We start from the raw sequence: 18,770 nt of genomic DNA, 5'->3' as shown, positions 1-18,770 counted from the left end.
GAACAACTGAAAGGGTTTATTTTACGTAGACACGAGGGTTCGCAGCACCCCAAACCGTGTATAGTTCTGGGAAGATAACCTCTGCATGTTTTTCCATTTCTGCTGCCGAAATCGTTTTGCCTTGCTGAGAGCCAAACAGTACAACTTCAGAACCAGGCTCAACATCTTTGATACCTGTAATATCAACCATGGTGGTGTTCATTGAAGCAACACCCGCCACTTTTGCTCGTTGGCCATTGATCAGTACTTCTGCTGTATTGCCCATTTTTCGTGGGTAGCCATCAGAGTAACCAACAGGAATGTTCGCCATTAGGCTTTCTTTGCTCGTTTTGTAGCTGCTGTCGTAACCGACAGTGCTATTTTTTGGCAGGTGGTGAACGGATGCCACGCGTGTTTTGAAAGACACGATAGAAGGGTACTCAGGGTTGGTTGGCAGATCACCATATAAAACGCCACCAGGACGAACCATATCAAGCTGTGCTTCAGGAACATTGAGTGCAGTGTAAGAGTTGGCCACGTGCAGCAAAATATCTTCGCGTTTTAGGCCCGTTTCTTTAATCAGCCATGCAGAGCTGTCTTTGAACGAAGATAACTTTTGACGAACTTCGTCTGCATTGTAGTTAGGGAAATGAGTCATGATGCCAACAATATTAACGCCAGCTTGTTGAGCGATTTCTAGCGCTTCTTGCTTGCCCGCTTTTGTCGTCATATCAACGCCATTACGTCCCATACCACCGTCGTTAAGAGCAAGGTGAACTTTGATTTCTTTACCCGCTTTCTCTGCTAGCTTAGACAGTACTTTGGCTTGCTCTGCAGTGCCAATCAGCTCTTCAATATTTAAGTCGATTGCAGCTTCGATCTCGCCAATATCCGCCGAACGTACACGCATAAGTTGACCTTTAAAGCCACTATCACGAACGGTCTGTGCTTCAGCGTTACTTGCAACGGCAACGCAAGGAATTTGTTGTTCGATAATGGTTGGCATCAGGCCCGCGATGCCATTACCGTATGCGTCGGCTTTCATCACGGCGCAGATTTTCGTTTTGCCATCCATGTGCGATTTAAACTGCTCAATATTATCGCGGAACTGACCTAAGTTTATTTCCAGCCAAGCGTTAGCGCCTTGAACTTGCTCTGCTTTTACTACAGTGTTGCTAATTTGAAGAGGGGCAGCAGTAGCTTGCATCGCAGGAGCAACGGTTGCAGCAGCGATAGTCAGTGATAGTAAGGTTTTATTTAAGCGCATAAAGTCTCCGTACGCGTTTTTTGTATTGGTTATGTTATTGAGTACTTGGGGAAAGTACCTGACGAAGTAAAACGCTCCAAGTAGTGCTTTGGAGCGTTTTTGAAGATCATGATTCAATATACCTCAGTGATTGCACTCAATTTGTGCAAATCGAGGTTGATTCAATATCAACTAAGGTATCAACTGAGTTTAACTCAGTTTAAAGCGGCTCATTACATCTTTAAGAGAAATTGACAGCTGGCTTAGCTCACGACAAGCCTGTGCGGTTTGCTCTGAGCCCTGTGATACTTCTTGAGATGCCAAGTGTATGTTTTCAATACTGCGGTTAAGCTCTTCTGCAACAGAGTCTTGCTGGTTACAAGCCGTGGCGATTTGGGTGCCCATGTCTGAGATATCAGAAATCGAGTGTTCAATGTCGCTCATCAGCTGTTTTGATTGAATGCCTTGCTCTGCACATTCTGAGATACTGGTTCTAGAAAGTTCTGTTGCAGATTTCGCGTCTTTTGCAAGCGATTGTAGCTGTTCAATGATCGACGTAATTTCGCTGGTTGAATCTTGCGTACGGCCTGCGAGCGTTCGAACCTCGTCCGCAACCACGGCAAAACCGCGACCAGACTCACCAGCACGCGCAGCTTCAATGGCTGCATTAAGCGCAAGTAGGTTGGTTTGATCGGCAATGTCACGGATAACATCAACAATAACGTTAATTTTATTCGATTGCTGTTCAAGCTCTGCCACAGTATCGCCCGCAGCACCAATTACGTTTGAAACTTCATGAATCGCGTCAACCATGCCTTGCGTTTCACGAACACCGTGTTGCGTACGACGGTTTGCTTCGTTAGCTTGGTTCGCTGAATCTTCAGTATTACGTGCAACATCGGCTACTGCTGCTTTCATTTCTGTCATTGCCGTAGCAATGTGTGTGATTTGCAGTTGTTGATCTTTCATACCAGACGCAGAAATATCAGAGATTTGATTCATCTCTTCTACTGCACTGCTTAACTGTGTGACCGCAGCAATCACGTTGTCGATAACTTGGCGCAAGTCATCTTGCATCTTAGTGGTCGCATCTGCCAGCTCACCTAGCTCGTCATTGCCGATGGCTTTACGATCGATGTCGTTTGATAGGTCACCTGTTGCGATGGCATTTGCTTGCTCGACAACAAGTTTTAGTGGGCCACAAATAAGGCGTGTCAGCACGTACGTCATGCCTACCATGATAAGTAGAATAATCACGTTGCTCGCAATTGACGAGTTACTCAATCCATTTACAGAAGAAAGAATATGAGTTTTGTTACTGTCCATAGCATTTTTAAGTAGACGGATCAGTTCACCGAGCTCAGAGTCAACCGCTTCGAAAGCAGGTAAAGAGTTCGCCAAAATAGGGTGGGCCTTGCTTTTGTCGTTAGCTAGCATCGCTTCGTTGTACTGATCCATAGTGACCAGGTACTTTTTCCACTGACGCATAAGGCGCTGGTAAGTTTGTTGCTCTTCACCAGGCCAAATCGTTTCACCGTAAGCGTTGAGCTCTCTAGTGATCTTTTCGCGTTCTCTAATATTGTTAGAAATTTTAGTTTTGACTTGGTCTGCGTCTTCATAAGTGTACGCAGCAAATTGAGCTCGGCGCCAGCGAGACAAGTGATCTCGGATCGAATCTACTCTTTCCATAGCAGGAAGCGTATCATCGGTATAGTTTAAAAGCTCAGATTTAATGCTTTTGAGCTCTGTAGATAAAAATACGCCAAACGCAATGTTGACGATGGCAATGAGTAAAAACGATAGCGATATCTTTTTCGCTATAGAAAGATTCTTGATAGACATTAGTGATATACCTTGTTTTTCTTATGGTGTGTCGCCAAAGTAAACCACGTCCTTATATGTGATATATGTCCATTAAATTACTGCAACGAGTGTAAGCTATCATTATTTATTGATATTTTCGATAATGAATTGAGCTTTTTTTGAAAATAAAAAATGTCAATGATTTTATAAAGGTACGACCACATTCGATGCAAAGTTATCGGTAACAAAATATGATATTTCGTGTGAAACAGTGCCAAGAGTAGGGGCTCCAATTGTTACAGATGTTACAGAGCTGAAGAGAGTGGTGACTACGATCCGCGTTAGTCAGGCGTTTACAAGCTAAGCAGTTATGGGCATCAACATGTGTGTGACTTAGAGTTGATGAAAGCTAACGAGTGTTTCTTGGCCTAATTGAATGCCAATTGTACCGTCTGGAACGCTTTTTAAGCACTTAAATCAAAAAGATAAAATTTATTGTTGACCAGATAAATTAATCCGTTAAAGTACGCCTCGTTCTCACGGCAAAGGTCGCTGAGACAGATGGTGTCTAACCCATCGCATAATTGCGTTGCCCTGGTGGTGGAATTGGTAGACACAAGGGATTTAAAATCCCTCGGCGTTCGCGCTGTGCCGGTTCAAGTCCGGCCCGGGGCACCATCAAAATCTTTGGTAACAGAGATATAAAAATCAGAAAGGCGCCTTGGCAGAGTGGCTATGCAGCGGATTGCAAATCCGTGGACCTCGGTTCGACTCCGGGAGGCGCCTCCACTATTTCGAAAGCCAGTCTTAAATGACTGGCTTTCTTCGCTTTAAATCCATCATTCTATACTTGTTCACGCTTCTCTAAATTCCTCCCATGTTTTGATCACCATTCAATATTTTCAATGCACTAGTCATTGATTTTATAAATGTTAAATAACTCAATAATTGTATAGGGTGATTGGTGCTAATTTCTCTTCGATTGTAATCCGAATTTTTTGTATCACAGGCAGCAACTTGGCTAGCGTGACCGTTGGCAATGCTTGGTGTGTATGAGCAGAAAGGAGGATTTTAGTCCTTAACGTGAGAGAAAAATAATGAAAACATTTAAATTAAAACGCACTATTTTACCTTTAACCTTGCTGCTAAGTTCATCTGCATTGGCTGCTGAGAATGGCACAATGATGCAGTATTTCCATTGGTATGTGCCTAACGATGGCACACTGTGGACTCAAGTGGAAAATAACGCTCCAACGCTAGCAGAAAACGGATTCACAGCGCTCTGGCTACCACCTGCATACAAAGGAGCGGGTGGCAGTAATGATGTCGGCTACGGCGTTTATGATATGTACGACTTGGGGGAGTTTGATCAAAAAGGATCAGTGCGCACCAAATACGGCACGAAAGATCAGTACCTTAGTGCTATCAATGCCGCTCACAATAACAATATCCAGGTTTATGGTGACGTGGTGTTTAACCACCGTGGTGGTGCAGATGGGAAATCTTGGGTTGATACTAAGCGGGTAGATTGGAACAACCGCAACATTGAACTTGGTGATAAATGGATTGAAGCGTGGGTGGAGTTTGATTTCCCTGGACGCAACGACAAGTACTCTAACTTCCATTGGACTTGGTACCATTTTGATGGCGTGGACTGGGACGATGCAGGTAAAGAAAAAGCCATTTTTAAATTCAAAGGTGAAGGTAAGGCATGGGATTGGGAAGTCAGTTCTGAAAAGGGGAATTACGACTACCTTATGTATGCTGACTTAGACATGGATCATCCTGAAGTTAAACAAGAACTGAAAGATTGGGGTGAGTGGTACATCAACATGACTGGTGTTGATGGCTTTAGAATGGATGCGGTGAAGCACATCAAATACCAATATCTTCAAGAATGGATTGATCACCTACGTTGGAAAACAGGGAAAGAACTATTCACGGTCGGAGAGTACTGGAACTACGATGTGAATCAGCTGCATAACTTTATCACCAAAACTTCTGGCAGCATGTCTCTATTCGACGCACCGTTACATATGAACTTCTACAATGCGTCTAAATCGGGTGGTAGCTACGATATGCGTCAAATCATGGATGGTACGCTGATGAAGGACAATCCAGTCAAAGCGGTAACCTTAGTAGAAAACCATGATACTCAACCTTTGCAGGCGTTGGAGTCGACGGTTGATTGGTGGTTTAAGCCGCTCGCTTACGCGTTTATCTTATTGCGTGAAGAAGGTTATCCATCCGTGTTTTATGCAGATTACTACGGCGCGCAGTACAGTGATAAAGGGCATGACATCAATATGGTCAAAGTGCCTTACATCGAAGAGCTCGTAACACTGCGTAAAGACTATGCGTATGGCAAACAACATTCTTATCTCGACCATTGGGATGTAATTGGCTGGACTCGCGAGGGCGATGCAGAACATCCACATTCAATGGCAGTGATCATGAGTGATGGACCAGGTGGCTCGAAGTGGATGTTTACGGGCAAGCCAAGTACACGCTATGTCGACAAGTTGGGCATCCGAACTGAAGACATTTGGACAGATGCGAACGGGTGGGCTGAGTTCCCTGTAAATGGTGGATCTGTCTCGGTTTGGGTTAGCGTTGAGTAATCCATTCTTGTGATTTTGATACAGAACAGGCAAATTTTGATGAAACTTTGCAGTGAATCAATACGTTATTTGATATTCATATAACAAATGAGTAACTTATATTTGAGCATTATCTAGAGGAAGATGAAGAATGGAATCTATTGCTGATGTATTGGTTGTGGCTATTGTGTTCGGTGCCATATTTGGGGGCGGGATAATTAAGTTAATCTTGAATCATCGTAAAGAAGTAAGAGCCTTGGAGATATCTGAACGTAATACGATGAGCCAAGAAGAACAAGATAACCTTAACAAGCAAATTGGTGACTTGAAGCGACGCGTTGAAGTGTTAGAGCGCATAGTCACAGATAGCAAATATCAACTTGAAAAAGAAATTGCCTCTCTGTAATTCACCACAAAAACGTAAAGCCGGCTGAGTCCGGCTTTTTAGTGCCTGTACATCATAGTTTTAGGGTACTTAGCTCAGCGTTCGTCAAAGAAGTCTTTATCGCGGATGTATTTACTCATAAAGTGATAAGAGAATGGTCGCATTAACCAACTAAATAGAGAACGGCCAAGTCGAATGAACGTTGGCGTATTCTCGTATATTCTCCCGTTATACAACCATAACATTTTGCCTACATGCCAATAGAGAAAAGGCACTGGCGGCATGAATGTCACGATGTCGATATCGCAACAAATCCGGTAAGTTTTGTGCCCCAAACGGTAGCGTTTTTTGAAGGTCCAATCTCCAACTGCGGGCTGACCGAAAGTCACGACGCGTTTAATGCTTTTTGGGTATTTTTTCTCAATATAGTCGGCAAAAACACTGCCAATTGCGCCACCTGAAGAGTGACCAGTAATGGTGATTCTTTTTCCCCTAAGAATGAGCGGTACAACGATACCTTCGAGGCGCTCGAGCACGGTCAACCCCAACCGATCTTCATTTCGGCTCGGTAAACTTTCTTGAAACAGAAGATGATAGAAACCCGCGTGAATGCGGTAATTCAGTCCCAACCGTCGACAGCTTCTCGTCCACATCGCGAAGTTTAACAACCAATCACTGATACTGTGTGAGCCTTTAATTACTACGACCACTTCACTCTGTTTTTTACTCCAGAGCACGCGAATCATAATCTTACCGTGTTCATTTCTAATGACTCGTTGCCCATTAGGATCGAATCCGTATTGAGTTTGTCTGAAGACGCGAGGATAGGCGAGATTACAGAGTACGGCATAGCGCTCATATTGGTATCGTTTTAATGGTTTCACGTTATCTTTCTTTATGGAGCCTAACGACTGACTGTAATTAATGAATATTAAAAATACGTGAACCTAGGTTAGTGCTGGTAGAGGCTTTGTGTGTTGGTATCGTGGATGAAAGCCTCAAATTGGTCTAAGTGCGTTAAGATGGTCTGGCGCGAAGTATCGTAATGTTCACTAAGCACGTTAAGCAGCTTTTTCAGGGTCTTACGATCTTTTTTATTGAGGTTTACTGCCTCTTTGAGCTGTGTGAAAAATTCAATTTGACTTGAAGTGTCGTTAAAATCACCGAGCTTGTCTTGTAATAGTTTTAATTGTTTCACGTTGTTTTTGTGCTGTGGGGAAGGGTAGAGTGCGGAAAACCCTTCTAGCAAATAACGCAGCGCTTTGCACTTTATCCTCATCGAGTGAATCACGTTGTCACAACTTTTGTCCGAGATCTTGCTCCGTGCTTTGCCGATCTTTTTAAGTTGCTCGGAGACTTTTTGGCTTGCGAAGAGTAACGCAGGTGCGTTGTTATCCACTCGTGCGTGCTTTGTACTTCGCAGCAGACTATTCCTGACCAAAGTGCAGTGCATAGTGTATTCTTGTGTCGCTAGCCAACGCGCAACTTTTGCCTGTTCGTAAGCACGTTCGGATTCTATAAAGCCAAAAAGCTGCTCAAGAGAGGGTTTATGGTTTGGGAGCATTTCAATGTATTGGCTTTTGTCCAAGATAAATACGTCCAAATCACGCAGCCTATTTGTTTTCTTCATCATTATTTTTAAATGAGGTTTCAAAATACGCAGTTCAAAAGGAGGTATCAGTTCGCGAAGTAGTACGCATAGTGAGCGTATGCGCCTTAGTGTGACGCGATACTGGTGTGTATATTCAGGGTCCAAGTCATGGACGATCCCCTGTTCCAGAGAGCGTGCATAATCAAATTCAGTAAGTAAGAAGTGGGACACTACGAAGTCGAGTTCGGAATCAGTATGTAGCGGTAATTGAAATGATGACTTTCGAAACATGATGAGCGCTTATTTGTCCCCTGCAGTACGAGTTAAGTTTATACCCATACTGCCAATTTGTGCGACTTGTCGATTCCTCATTGACATGAAGTGATGAAGCAAAGTAAACGAGAGCAAAGCATGCTGATGTTCTTGTGAGCAAAATGATCGCCCTTTGTTCGTTTGAGTTGGCTTTTTAACCATTTGAATAAAAAAGACTAATTTTTTGTTGACCAGATAAATTAATCCGTTAAAGTACGCCTCGTTCTCACGGCAAAGGCCGCAGAGACAGATGGTGTCTAACCCATCGCATGATTGCGTTGCCCTGGTGGTGGAATTGGTAGACACAAGGGATTTAAAATCCCTCGGCGTTCGCGCTGTGCCGGTTCAAGTCCGGCCCGGGGCACCATCAAAATCTTTGGTGACAGAGATACAAAATCAGAAAGGCGCCTTGGCAGAGTGGCTATGCAGCGGATTGCAAATCCGTGGACCTCGGTTCGACTCCGGGAGGCGCCTCCACTATTTCTAAAAACCGGCCTTGTGCCGGTTTTTTACTATCTGGTATTGTCAAACTATTCTAATACACATTTATTATTGAATAATTAATTTTTGTACAAATACCAACCTCAATTATCAGTTAATCACCCTTTAACTGGTTTTCCTGAATTGCTATCTATAGCGTTATATTATCAATGTGATATTAGTTCAATATTGAAAATAAAGTTGCACATATATCCTGCTTGTTTCTCTATATGTCTCTAGTTGATATTGCACTGTATCGCTCAGTCTGTCTTTTAATCGAGTATAAAACTAGGTGAGCAAAAAACTTTTCACCACTTTAATTTAACGTAAATTTAACAATTAAAGATGGATAATATTACTCAAGAGTTGTTGAGGTATATTATTCGAATGACTCGTTATTAAGTTAATGAATTTAAAGGTTATAATTTCATGCGATGAAATTGAGGTTGTTTTAGTTCAATTTCTACTTGTTTGATTTTTAATGATTTAAATTGGCTGTAGTGCAAGTGATTTATTAAAGTCATTGTTGAATACAAAGTTTGTTCATATAAAACAATCATAAGGTTATTTTAAGTAACTGACAAAAATGGACAAATTTATTATTACACAAACTTAACCTAAATTACTTATCGCTCTGGTTGAATTTTGACCGGTTGCTTTGCTATGATTCCGGCTCTTATATTTTTGGTGGTTATCCTTTTATAACCATGTTGATGTATATAGGAACATATTTGGCTTTATAGGCTAGGGCATTTTATTGCCTAAAATTTATATTATTTTACCCTACCATTTCTGCTTATATTGGCGGGAAGTTGAACTAGTTATTAATTTAAAATTAGGTGAAGCAGTGATAAAAAATATTAAAATAAATAGAACAATCCTAAATAAAGGGTTGTCATTTTTATTAGTAATATTCGCTTGTTTACAGAGCATCCATTACGCCAGTGCAGCAGGAAGTACGACGGGACAGCAAAATACATTGGTTATCCTGCTGAACTTCAAAGAAAACCCAAATGAGCAGCCATTAACTTTGTCAGAAGCAAATAATCTAATCTTTGGCACAGTGAATGACTTCTACCGTGAAAGCTCTTTTGAGCAAATGTGGCTATCTGGGAAAGTCGTGGGTTGGTTTAATCTACCGTTGTCTAATCAGGTTTGTGATTTTACCGCTGTTCAAGATGCAGCGGATCAAGAAGCCATCGCTGCGGGAGTGAAGCTTGAAGAGTACGATCGTATTGTTTACTTGATGACAAAAACGGCATGTGGTGTCGCTGGATCGGCAACTATTGATGGCATGCCTTCACGCGCGCACATCAATGGTGATTTTTCTCCGATGAACATCGCTCATGAGCTTGGACATAACTTTGGTTTGCATCACTCTCGTGCACTTGATTGCGGCGAACATACACTTTCAGACAACTGTACGTTGCGTGAATACGGTGATACCTATGATGTAATGGGTGGTCCAGACATCGGCTATTTGAATACTTTCCAGCGCGAGCGACTAGGATGGCTAGAGGGAGAGCACGCTTCAAAGACACTGGAAGTTACTCAAAATGGTACTTACTCCATCGCGAATTACGAGACGACTAGTGATCAGCCAGTTACGATAAAAGTACCTCGTGGTACTGATCCTTCTACAGGTGCAAAAAAATGGTTTTACATTGAATACCGCCAGTCTATTGGGTTTGACGACTTTTTAGATGCTCGTTCTTACTCGTTCTATCGTGGGGACGTTACGGATGGCATCATCATTCGAAGCGCTGTAGAAGGCGATGGGCGCAGCAGTAATCTGCTTCACTTTAAAACTGATTCTGAATATCGTGCGGTTTTTGGCCGAAATGACTGGTTTGACCCATCTATGCCGGTCGGTAGTAGCTATACTGACCCAGACTCAGGTGTAACATTGAGTTTGGTGAGTGCAGCGAACGGCATCGCCGAAGTAAGCGTTGTCTTTGACGGCTCTGACAACGGTAATATCGGGACTTGTACTGTTAATGCTCCATCAGTGACTGCGAAAGCTGCAACAAACAACTCGGTTGCAGCCGGCGATGAGGTTCAATATCAGGTCACTATTACTAACAAAGATAGTGCAGATTGTTCAGCGAGCAGTTTTTCTGTAAACGCGTCAGTGCCAACTGGTTGGAAAGCAAGCAGCAATGCAATCACGCTAGCAGCAGGTGAAACCGGACAAGTAATGATATCAGTCGTATCTTCGGTTGACGCTAGTGATAAAGACTATGCTTTGAATATGATCGTGACACACGGAGAGGACTCAAGTGTGCAAACCGCAGCATCCGTGAATTACTCTGTAACTACTGAAATCTCGCCATCACCAGAGCTCGTTGCTGTTGATGATCAGGTGACTATGTCTTCGAAACAGTCGGTGACTATCGATGTGATGGCAAACGATATTGTTGGAGAGCAAAACTCTGCAAACGTGGTTTCTTTTACTAGACCAAGCAAGGGGCGACTAGAGCTGTTATCAGATGGCACCCTACGTTACACACCTGAAAAGAAATTCAAAAATAACGACAGCTTTACCTATACCATAGGTGATGGTCAAAGCAGCTCGACCGCTCAGGTCTCAGTGAAGTTAGAGTCCTCATCTGGTGGCGATTCTGGCAACTCTGGTAACAATGGGAAAGGTAAGAATAAATAGAACGATATAGTTCGAAAGAAAACGCCTGACGAGTTAACGTCAGGCGTTGTTTTATTAAGTTGTAAGTAGACCTTATTCAGGGCAGTTAACAGGCTCTGGACAAGTTGGACATAGCGTACATTCTGCAGACGCTGTTATCGCTTCTACGACAACATTACCGAAGATAGTTTCACCACTCGCATCCACAGTATCTGTAAACGCTCTGACCTCTTCACCCGGTAATGGAAGGCCTTCACCATCTCCTGGGATTGGCTCGTAGTTACCAGTAAAGTCGTAACACTCAGCAGGCGCAAGCATACCAACCTGGATTGGATTCGAGTCTTTGTTGTCGATTACGACAATGCCGTCAATGGTGACATTGGAGGTATTACATACACTACCACTGTAATTGACTTGAAGACCGTATTCATTAATACCAGTATCTTCAAATCGATTCACGACGACGACACTACAGTCTTTCTCTAGAGACAATGAACCAGGGATGTTTTGGCTTGGGCATTCCCAATCTGCGTTGTCAGAAACCGCAACACCACCACCAGTTTCAAGTGCTGCGCTTACTTCTGCGTAGTTAGTGATACCGTTTTGGTCAATAATAAACGAACCATTAAACTCTTGCGTTTGTCCAACGGCGAGCATAGCTAAATTGAACACATGGTCACCAGCAGCCATATCGTTGTCAACGGCTGTAGTGTCTGTTGCCACAACATCATACAATGCAAAGTCACCGGTGTTTTCTACAGTGAGTTTATAGTTGTATTTCAAAGTGTTACCATTGACAACATCACCAAATGTACAAGTTTTAGTGATTTTAATGTCTGGTACGCCTGGTGTGTAACAGAATGAAATATGACTTAAGCCATAGTATCTACCATTTTTCCCTACAGGTGAATGCAGCAAGGCATCATCTTGATACAATAATCCATCTGTGAAGTAGTTATATAGGTTTCCGTCAGGACCACCTTTAACAAAGATAGCTTGCATAATCACAGGGCTATCACCTTGATCCCAACTGAAGGTTTTTGCCCCAGGTTGTTCATCAATAACCACTTCAAGCATGCCATCACCGAAAGTGCCGTCTGTAACTGGCTCAAGCTTGTATTCTATCAAACCATCGATCTCTGGAAGTAATTGTTGACAGGTGTTATTCCCTTCAACAAATATTGGTTGCACGCCTCGGCTTGAAGGGTCGCCAGCGGATGCGTAAACAATTTGAGAGCTCAGCACTAAGCTAACCGCTATGACCCAAGTAAACAGCTTAAACATGCTGCTGATATTGATCGCTGTAAGTATATTCTGGCTACATAAAGTGGAACAACGGTAACTCTTACTGCCCCACCAAGAGTTAAATATGGTTTTCATAAAACCTCCTTGTGTAAGTGGGCTCGCTACGTCCTTGAGCCCACATACGTGATAGTTTTCTCACAGAGTTAAACTGCGCCAGTTGACTAGCATAGAGTGTTCCATATTTAACCTTTTGTATTTGTTGATTATTTTTTATTTTTGTACAGAGGGGTGAACAGTTTGTTTATATTTTCATAAATGGTTGAGCTAAAACTTATTCGCTAAACGATTGAATATGTTTTAGTTAAATGAGTATTCAATTAGATGTGTAAAGGGTGTAACACTATGCACACAGGTGTTACACATCACCTTCACATTAGTGGGAGCAGGTGACTAAGCGTCTATTTCATTTTCATAATGGACAGTTTCAATACCGTCGCTTTTGCGCATCTGTCACAGGTGTAAACAATAAAGTGTCAATCTGTAACATTATCCTAGAACACGTATATATCTTTGTTATCGTAGGTTTTTTTGTCTCTTTTATTTTCTTTCTCTTTCTTTAAAATTGAACACTCTGTTCATTCTCTTCGCTGTTGAAAATATTTAGTTTAATAAAATCATAACCTTAAGTAGTGGCATGCTCTATGCGTTATACGAGCTCGAAACGAAAGTTGTATCTCGCTTTCACTTTTTCTTAAAAGGCAATTAATGACATAGGGACCTTCGTCTAGCTTTAGAAGCGTTCTAAGGAGTAGGTTATGAATTCTTGTAAGTCAGGTATCTGGCATACGATGAAGAGCTTTCTTTATGCAATATTTACAAGCTTGCTTATAGGTAGCTCTGCATTTGCAACACCAACAGATGGCGTATTTGAGTTAGAAGCAAATGCTAATGCGATAGATGACTCTGGAGTAGGTGCTCCAGATGACTGGTCAACGCCGCCAAACAGTGGTGGAGCATTAGTATTTAGCTTTGAGAATGACACGGCAACACCGGATACAACCTTTACTGGTGGTAATAAAGACATCAAAGACATACCGGAACTCGGTTGGAAGACTGGTACGGTACTTGATAAAGGGGACATTCTTCATGCGTATGCAGCGGCATACAACATTAATAATGACCTTGTACTCACCTTTGGTGCAGACCGCTTTGGTAACAGCGGTGATGCCTTCTTAGGTTTTTGGTTTTATCAAGACTCAGTCAGTACAAACCCAGACGGTACATTCACTGGTCAACATATTGCTGGCGACCTTTTGATTCAGGTGAATTATTTGCAAGGGGCAAACGATGGCCCTGAAATTTTGGTTCTTGAATGGGACACAACTTGTGCGAAAGCTGCTAACAATAATCCACAAGATGGTCAGTGTGCTGCGACAAACTTACGTTTGAAAGTTAAGACAAATGCACTGTGTTCACCAGGCGCGCAAGATGTGTGTGCTTCAACCAATACAACTGACTCACCTGCACCATGGGCGTATACGCCAAAAAGTGGTGTCGAAAATGTCTTCCCTCCAGAAACCTTCTTTGAAGGTGGTGTAAACCTTACTGAACTTCTACAAACAGACACCTGTTTTAGCTCGTTTGCAGCCGAAACAAGAGCATCAAGCAGTATTACCGCTCAGTTGAAAGACTTTGTGGTTGGTGACTTTGAGTTGTGTAGTGTTGATATCACTAAAACATGTAATCAAGCGGTCGTGAATGAAACAGAAGATGGTTACGTTTACTCATACAGCGGCGACGTGATTAATGATGGTGTCGGTACGCTCTACGATGTTGTTGTAGAGGATTTAGAAGCAGGTACTACACATAGCTTAGGTGCCATTGCTTCAGGTGACAGTGCTTCATACAGCGGCAGTTTTGAAAGTACAAGCAATGGTCTAACTAATACGGTGAAAGTCACAGCAGCTGCGACTCCGGGTGGCCAAGCGACCATTAGTGATACCGCAAGTGATCCATGTGAGTCATTGAGCTTGTCTCCAATGATTAGTGTAACGAAATCATGTGAAAGCGGCTTCAAACTTACTGAAAACGGTATCATTGCAGAAGTGAGCTTCTCGGGAATGGTATGTAACACAACGCCTGGACTTACTTTAGTGAATGTTTCTGTTGTGGATGACTCAGGTACGCCTGAGGATGCTTCTGATGACGTGACAGTAGTGGATAATATCGAACTCGCTTCGGATCAATGTCAGTCTTATACTGGTAGTTATATCCCAACGGCATTTAGCAATGCAGAAACGCAATCTTTCCGTGATACTGTGACAGCGGTTGGTTTCTTGAAAATCGATAATACTCAAGCGACGAATACAGCTTCTGCAGACTGTGATATTTGTCCTGCACCAAGCAACTAATTGACGTCTTGTGAATAAAAAGCCTGGAGTATTCTCCAGGCTTTTTCATATGAATTGCGTGATTTAGTTCGGTTTCCCTTTACCGTTTCCACCACCATTCCCACCAGAAGTCGATTGTAAGGTGATACTAATCGTCGCGGTTGAAGAAGATTGACCGTCACTGATCGTATAAGTAAATGAATCATTATTCTTAAACTTCTTCGAAGGTGTGTATTCAATGGAGCCATCACTCAGTACACGGGCGCTGCCTTTGTTTGGCTTAGCGACCGTAATGGCAAGAGAGGTCGATTGTTCAAACGAGTCATTATTTAACTGCTCGATGCGAACGACGGATTTATCACTGATCGTTACGCTATCATTCACCGCCTCAAGTGGTGACGTCGACTCAGACAACACTGTGTAAGATAGCTCGGTTTTGGCTGATTGTTCATTTTCAGCATCTATAACGTCAACGGCTATGCTATAAGAGTTCGGCTGAGCATCGCTGTTTGACGTAACCATGACCGTCGTTTCTTCACTCATGCCGGAAGGAACCGTCAAGGCGCTTGCGTCATAATTCCATCCGTCAGGAACGCTTAAAGCCGTTGTATAGGTCGCGTCTGCACATTCTGTATTGTTCTGGTTCGTCACTTTAAGATTATACGCTAACGTTTCTCCAGCATTTGCATCAGAACCTGATAGTGGGGTTAGAGAGAGTAGAGGCGATGTCGCAACACATTGCCCGGATTCACCACCAAATATGACACTGATCTGTGCGTTTTGACCATTAGCACTTTCCAAAGTAATCGACACACCTGTTTTGGGATCGGTGAACGTTCCACCAATTGGAAGAGCAGGGTCTTCCCAGTCATTACTCCCAAATAATTGTTTGAAAGTGGAGTCAGGCTTCATGTGTAGCAAGCGGCTACTTTTAAGATCACCGTCTGTCGCTAGGCGCACAACCACACCTTCTGTCACATCTTGGCGGTATACGATGTACGAACGGTCACGTAAAAAGCTGTCGTAGCCAAGAGCTTGTCGATATTCAACGTAAAACCATTGGCGCTGGCCTGTAATTGGATCGGTACCTCTTGGGATTTTTAAAACTTTTGATGAAGTACTTTCAAAATCTTCATAGGCATCAATAGAGTAAACACCATCACTAGAAATGATTTGAGCAGGGGAGGTCTGCCACCCTAAGTTTTCCAATTGGAAGGCGCTAAAGTAACCCATATCGTAGTTACCCATTGTATCGTAGCTATCACCGTACTCTATGACACGGCAATCACCAGCCAACGTACCGTCTTTACAGTCGAGTGCGGAAGCGTGATGCAATCCAAAATTATGTCCTAATTCATGGGCGATAACTCGAGGCTCGAAAACCGCATTTATTGACGCTCTAGAGGGAGTTACTCCTTGACTACCAGAGCCTTCTGATGCACATCCAGTTTTGGTTGTTAAGTAGATAAAACGGTCATAGTTTGATAGTTGATATCCCGCAGTTTCAGCCATTTTGTTGGCTTCCGCTGCTACAGCATCATCATCGCAAATTTGGTTTGATATCGGTAAGATGAATGTTCCAGCAACATCACCAGATAGCCAAAGTTGCCCCTGGGACATTTGCGAATAGAAGTCGCTAACGGTATTAAAAACAACATGATGGGCGTCTTCTTTAGAGATCGGGATCTCTTGAGGGTTTTCTTGGAAATTGACGAGTACAACTAATGTTTTTTGTTCACCACTAGCCACTTGCTCAGCATAAGCCTCTGATGAAAAAGAATATGCTGACACGAGGGTTACAAAGCCAAGAGCTAGCAAGCGTAAATTTGACGCAACAAAGCCCAATTGAGGGAGGATGACCTTCTTCAATTTATATACCTACTTAATATTTTGATATTAAATGAAATTACAAATTCATAATGTTTTAAATAAATACCGAGCTCTACCCAAATAGAACCAGTAATTATCAAGTGTGCATTATGTTTTATAAAGTTTGTTTTATATTTGTGTATGTTTATTACTTTTAAACACGAGGCGAGATATTAGCAGAAGGGGTGGTTAAAATTCAACCATGCATTTCGGTTTTTATAAGTTTATGAATTATAATGTTTAACTACTTCTTATTAGTGGTTTTTATAAAAATAATAAGAAATAATATTGTATGCAACAAAAGCAGTTACAAAGACAGTAATAATATTACACCGTGTAATATGCAACATTCTTAATTGTTTGTTATTTCTTTTGTTTCCTATATAAATAAATTATTAAAATAAGACGCTATCAATTCCATAGAGAAAATTGTCAAATTAAAGAAATATTAATTTAGAAAAACAAGAGACTTATTATATCTGGATATAGGCAACGCCATTTTTGCCATTTTTCTTTATCTCATACATTGCATGATCGGCTTTTTGATAAACTTCATTAAACTGTTGTTTTCCTTTATCAAATAGACAAACACCGATGCTCATTCCAATCGTTACTTTATTTAAGTCCTGATTTATCGCAGGAATGATGGAACTTAAGAGTCGATCACAAAGTTGAGATATTTCTTCTTGATTTGAATAAGAGCTTAAAACGACAAACTCATCTCCTCCTATGCGTCCGACTTGAGACTTGCTTGGCGCAAGCTCTGTTAAGCTATTGGCGATATTGATGAGGAGAGTATCACCAGTATGATGGCCTAGCTGGTCGTTAACTGCTTTAAAATTATCTATATCAACAAACACTAAGGCAGACTGCTGAGACGGCTTGGTTTGAGGTTGATGATTAAAGTTTTCCTCAATTGCTTTTCTATTTAACAGTCCGGTCAATGGATCACTCGAAGCTAACTTAGCCAGTTGCTGCTCATATCGCTTTTCTTTTGTAATATCGATATGAGTGCCCATCATGCGTAGTGGTTCGCCATCAGAACCATACTCGACGATGCGCCCTCGATCGTAGACTCAACTATCACTGCCGTCTTTATGAATCATGCGATGAACTACCTCATAAAGGTCGGTTTTGCCAGCTAGGTGATCTTCAAATGCACCCACCGCAAGATCATAATCTTCAGGGTGGAGATTGTTTTTCCACGTTTCAACCGTCGCGGTTAACTCATGGGGCTGATAACCTAGCATTTTGCCCCACTGCATATTGAATATCGTCAAAGTACCTGAAGGAATATGCTGCTCCCACAAACACAGTCCATTACTGTCGAGTGCAGCATTCAACTTTTCTTGTAGTCGCGCATTTTTCCGCTTCAGCTCTTCATTTTCTTTTTCTAAGACGGCAATTCGAGTTAGATATTCTTCCATTTTGCGCATAATTTACGTCGTTTTCGGAGCGACAATATACGAAAAATACTTTGCAATTTCTATGATTGAGCTTGGAGATATAAGTATTGAATATGCGGTAAATAATAAAGAATCGGTGATGTTACTTAAGAGCAGCAAAGTAAATGCTTGGAAAAACAAAGAGGGAAATAGGGGATAAGCGAGGGGCTCTCCTGGTGCAAAGTCATAAATGAGGCCTTTGCACCGGGACTACTGAGGGTTAGCGGTTTAGTGCACCACAACGCTCAGGCTGGTAGGTGATATCGACAATTTCAATTGTCTTCACTTGATTATTTGGCATTGGCCATTCAAGTTTTTGACCAACAGACAAACCGATCAGTGCGCTGCCTACGGGCGCAAAAATGGAAATATCATCACTGCTTTTCAGCTCAGATGGGTAAACCAGTGTCTTTGTCATGGTTCTATCTTCACCTGCAAATTTAAACTCTACAGTTGAGTTCATCGTGACCACATTATCTGGCATTTGTTCTGGCTCAAGAACCGTCGCACGGTCTAGCTCTGCTTCTAGCTCAACAAGCTCCGCCGCGATGTTTGGCATTTTATCCAACAAAGCCGTGATTCGGTTCATATCTAAGCTTGAAATGTAGATAGAATTGTTTTCTGACATTTTATGACTCCCAAATAAAAGGCCGCCTCACAAACATGGGACGGCACTCTATATGTCAATTACGGTATCAATCATATGGATTTTATTCCATATGAACTAAATCAGATTCTAGTCTTTATAGTGCGACTTAGCTAGTAAAAGATTTTTGTTGTGAGA

Annotated in this window: 11 protein-coding genes, 4 tRNA genes and 1 pseudogene; 8 read left to right on the top strand and 8 right to left on the bottom strand. The window is 42.1% G+C overall.

Annotation, left to right across the window (positions count from 1 at the left end; genetic code table 11):
• Window positions 1-16: 16 nt before the first annotated feature.
• Window positions 17-1,246, bottom strand: a complete 1,230-nt coding sequence (gene alr, locus LIX84_RS04400; RefSeq protein WP_226420738.1) for an alanine racemase — start codon at window positions 1,244-1,246, stop codon at window positions 17-19.
• 189 nt (window positions 1,247-1,435) lie between these two features.
• Window positions 1,436-3,067 carry a methyl-accepting chemotaxis protein gene (locus tag LIX84_RS04395; RefSeq protein ID WP_170902539.1) on the bottom strand — a complete coding sequence of 544 codons (1,632 nt, stop codon included), beginning with the start codon at window positions 3,065-3,067 and terminating at the stop codon, window positions 1,436-1,438.
• A gap of 552 nt (window positions 3,068-3,619) precedes the next feature.
• Here LIX84_RS04395 and LIX84_RS04390 point away from each other — a divergent pair.
• The 4 genes from LIX84_RS04390 to LIX84_RS04375 all read left to right on the top strand — a co-directional run bounded on the left by LIX84_RS04390 (window position 3,620) and on the right by LIX84_RS04375 (window position 6,034).
• Window positions 3,620-3,706: transfer RNA gene (locus LIX84_RS04390), tRNA-Leu, on the top strand.
• A gap of 37 nt (window positions 3,707-3,743) precedes the next feature.
• Window positions 3,744-3,817: transfer RNA gene (locus tag LIX84_RS04385), tRNA-Cys, on the top strand.
• A gap of 308 nt (window positions 3,818-4,125) precedes the next feature.
• The gene (gene amyS, locus LIX84_RS04380; RefSeq protein WP_170902538.1) at window positions 4,126-5,649 is read left to right on the top strand and encodes an alpha-amylase; all 1,524 of its coding nucleotides are present in this window, start codon (window positions 4,126-4,128) and stop codon (window positions 5,647-5,649) included.
• 130 nt (window positions 5,650-5,779) lie between these two features.
• Window positions 5,780-6,034 carry a hypothetical protein gene (locus tag LIX84_RS04375; RefSeq protein WP_012842214.1) on the top strand — a complete coding sequence of 85 codons (255 nt, stop codon included), beginning with the start codon at window positions 5,780-5,782 and terminating at the stop codon, window positions 6,032-6,034.
• A 74-nt stretch (window positions 6,035-6,108) separates the two neighbouring features.
• Here the strand turns inward: LIX84_RS04375 and LIX84_RS04370 are convergent, their stop codons facing one another.
• Both LIX84_RS04370 and LIX84_RS04365 read right to left on the bottom strand, forming a co-directional pair.
• The gene (locus LIX84_RS04370; RefSeq protein WP_053808369.1) at window positions 6,109-6,897 is read right to left on the bottom strand and encodes a lipase family protein; all 789 of its coding nucleotides are present in this window, start codon (window positions 6,895-6,897) and stop codon (window positions 6,109-6,111) included.
• Between the two features lie 68 nt (window positions 6,898-6,965).
• Window positions 6,966-7,895 carry a CHAD domain-containing protein gene (locus tag LIX84_RS04365; RefSeq protein WP_226420737.1) on the bottom strand — a complete coding sequence of 310 codons (930 nt, stop codon included), beginning with the start codon at window positions 7,893-7,895 and terminating at the stop codon, window positions 6,966-6,968.
• A 301-nt stretch (window positions 7,896-8,196) separates the two neighbouring features.
• Between LIX84_RS04365 and LIX84_RS04360 the strand changes: the two genes are divergently transcribed.
• The 3 genes from LIX84_RS04360 to LIX84_RS04350 all read left to right on the top strand — a co-directional run bounded on the left by LIX84_RS04360 (window position 8,197) and on the right by LIX84_RS04350 (window position 11,058).
• Window positions 8,197-8,283, top strand: a tRNA-Leu gene (locus tag LIX84_RS04360).
• Between the two features lie 36 nt (window positions 8,284-8,319).
• Window positions 8,320-8,393, top strand: a tRNA-Cys gene (locus LIX84_RS04355).
• A 982-nt stretch (window positions 8,394-9,375) separates the two neighbouring features.
• Window positions 9,376-11,058, top strand: coding sequence for an Ig-like domain-containing protein (locus tag LIX84_RS04350; protein ID WP_226420842.1), 1,683 nt, complete (start codon window positions 9,376-9,378; stop codon window positions 11,056-11,058).
• Between the two features lie 72 nt (window positions 11,059-11,130).
• Here the strand turns inward: LIX84_RS04350 and LIX84_RS04345 are convergent, their stop codons facing one another.
• Entirely contained in the window at window positions 11,131-12,417 is a 1,287-nt protein-coding gene (locus tag LIX84_RS04345; protein ID WP_226420736.1) for a DUF11 domain-containing protein, read from the bottom strand.
• 680 nt (window positions 12,418-13,097) lie between these two features.
• Between LIX84_RS04345 and LIX84_RS04340 the strand changes: the two genes are divergently transcribed.
• Complete coding sequence (locus LIX84_RS04340; RefSeq protein ID WP_226420735.1) at window positions 13,098-14,693, top strand: DUF11 domain-containing protein; 1,596 nt, start codon at window positions 13,098-13,100, stop codon at window positions 14,691-14,693.
• Between the two features lie 63 nt (window positions 14,694-14,756).
• Here the strand turns inward: LIX84_RS04340 and LIX84_RS04335 are convergent, their stop codons facing one another.
• The 3 genes and pseudogenes from LIX84_RS04335 to rnk form a co-directional block, all read right to left on the bottom strand.
• The gene (locus tag LIX84_RS04335) at window positions 14,757-16,541 is read right to left on the bottom strand and encodes an Ig-like domain-containing protein (RefSeq protein ID WP_226420734.1); all 1,785 of its coding nucleotides are present in this window, start codon (window positions 16,539-16,541) and stop codon (window positions 14,757-14,759) included.
• A 473-nt stretch (window positions 16,542-17,014) separates the two neighbouring features.
• Window positions 17,015-17,968: pseudogene (locus LIX84_RS04330) on the bottom strand (diguanylate cyclase domain-containing protein).
• A gap of 238 nt (window positions 17,969-18,206) precedes the next feature.
• Window positions 18,207-18,614: a nucleoside diphosphate kinase regulator gene (rnk, locus tag LIX84_RS04325; protein WP_005394604.1), complete on the bottom strand. Its 408-nt coding sequence runs from the start codon at window positions 18,612-18,614 to the stop codon at window positions 18,207-18,209.
• Window positions 18,615-18,770 lie beyond the last annotated feature (156 nt).

The organism is Vibrio sp. E14, assembly GCF_020515785.1.
Classification (GTDB): Bacteria; Pseudomonadota; Gammaproteobacteria; order Enterobacterales; family Vibrionaceae; genus Vibrio; species Vibrio diabolicus.
This window is presented reverse-complemented; position numbering and strand designations above follow the sequence as displayed.

Bases quoted from the DNA above. Each gene is read 5' to 3' on its own strand.
- alr (WP_226420738.1), bottom strand. From the start codon at position 1,246: ATGCGCTTAAATAAAACCTTACTATCACTGACTATCGCTGCTGCAACC.
- LIX84_RS04365 (WP_226420737.1), bottom strand. From the start codon at position 7,895: ATGTTTCGAAAGTCATCATTTCAATTACCGCTACATACTGATTCCGAA.
- LIX84_RS04375 (WP_012842214.1), top strand. From the start codon at position 5,780: ATGGAATCTATTGCTGATGTATTGGTTGTGGCTATTGTGTTCGGTGCC.
- amyS (WP_170902538.1), top strand. From the start codon at position 4,126: ATGAAAACATTTAAATTAAAACGCACTATTTTACCTTTAACCTTGCTG.
- LIX84_RS04345 (WP_226420736.1), bottom strand. From the start codon at position 12,417: ATGAAAACCATATTTAACTCTTGGTGGGGCAGTAAGAGTTACCGTTGT.
- rnk (WP_005394604.1), bottom strand. From the start codon at position 18,614: ATGTCAGAAAACAATTCTATCTACATTTCAAGCTTAGATATGAACCGA.
- LIX84_RS04340 (WP_226420735.1), top strand. From the start codon at position 13,098: ATGAATTCTTGTAAGTCAGGTATCTGGCATACGATGAAGAGCTTTCTT.
- LIX84_RS04395 (WP_170902539.1), bottom strand. From the start codon at position 3,067: ATGTCTATCAAGAATCTTTCTATAGCGAAAAAGATATCGCTATCGTTT.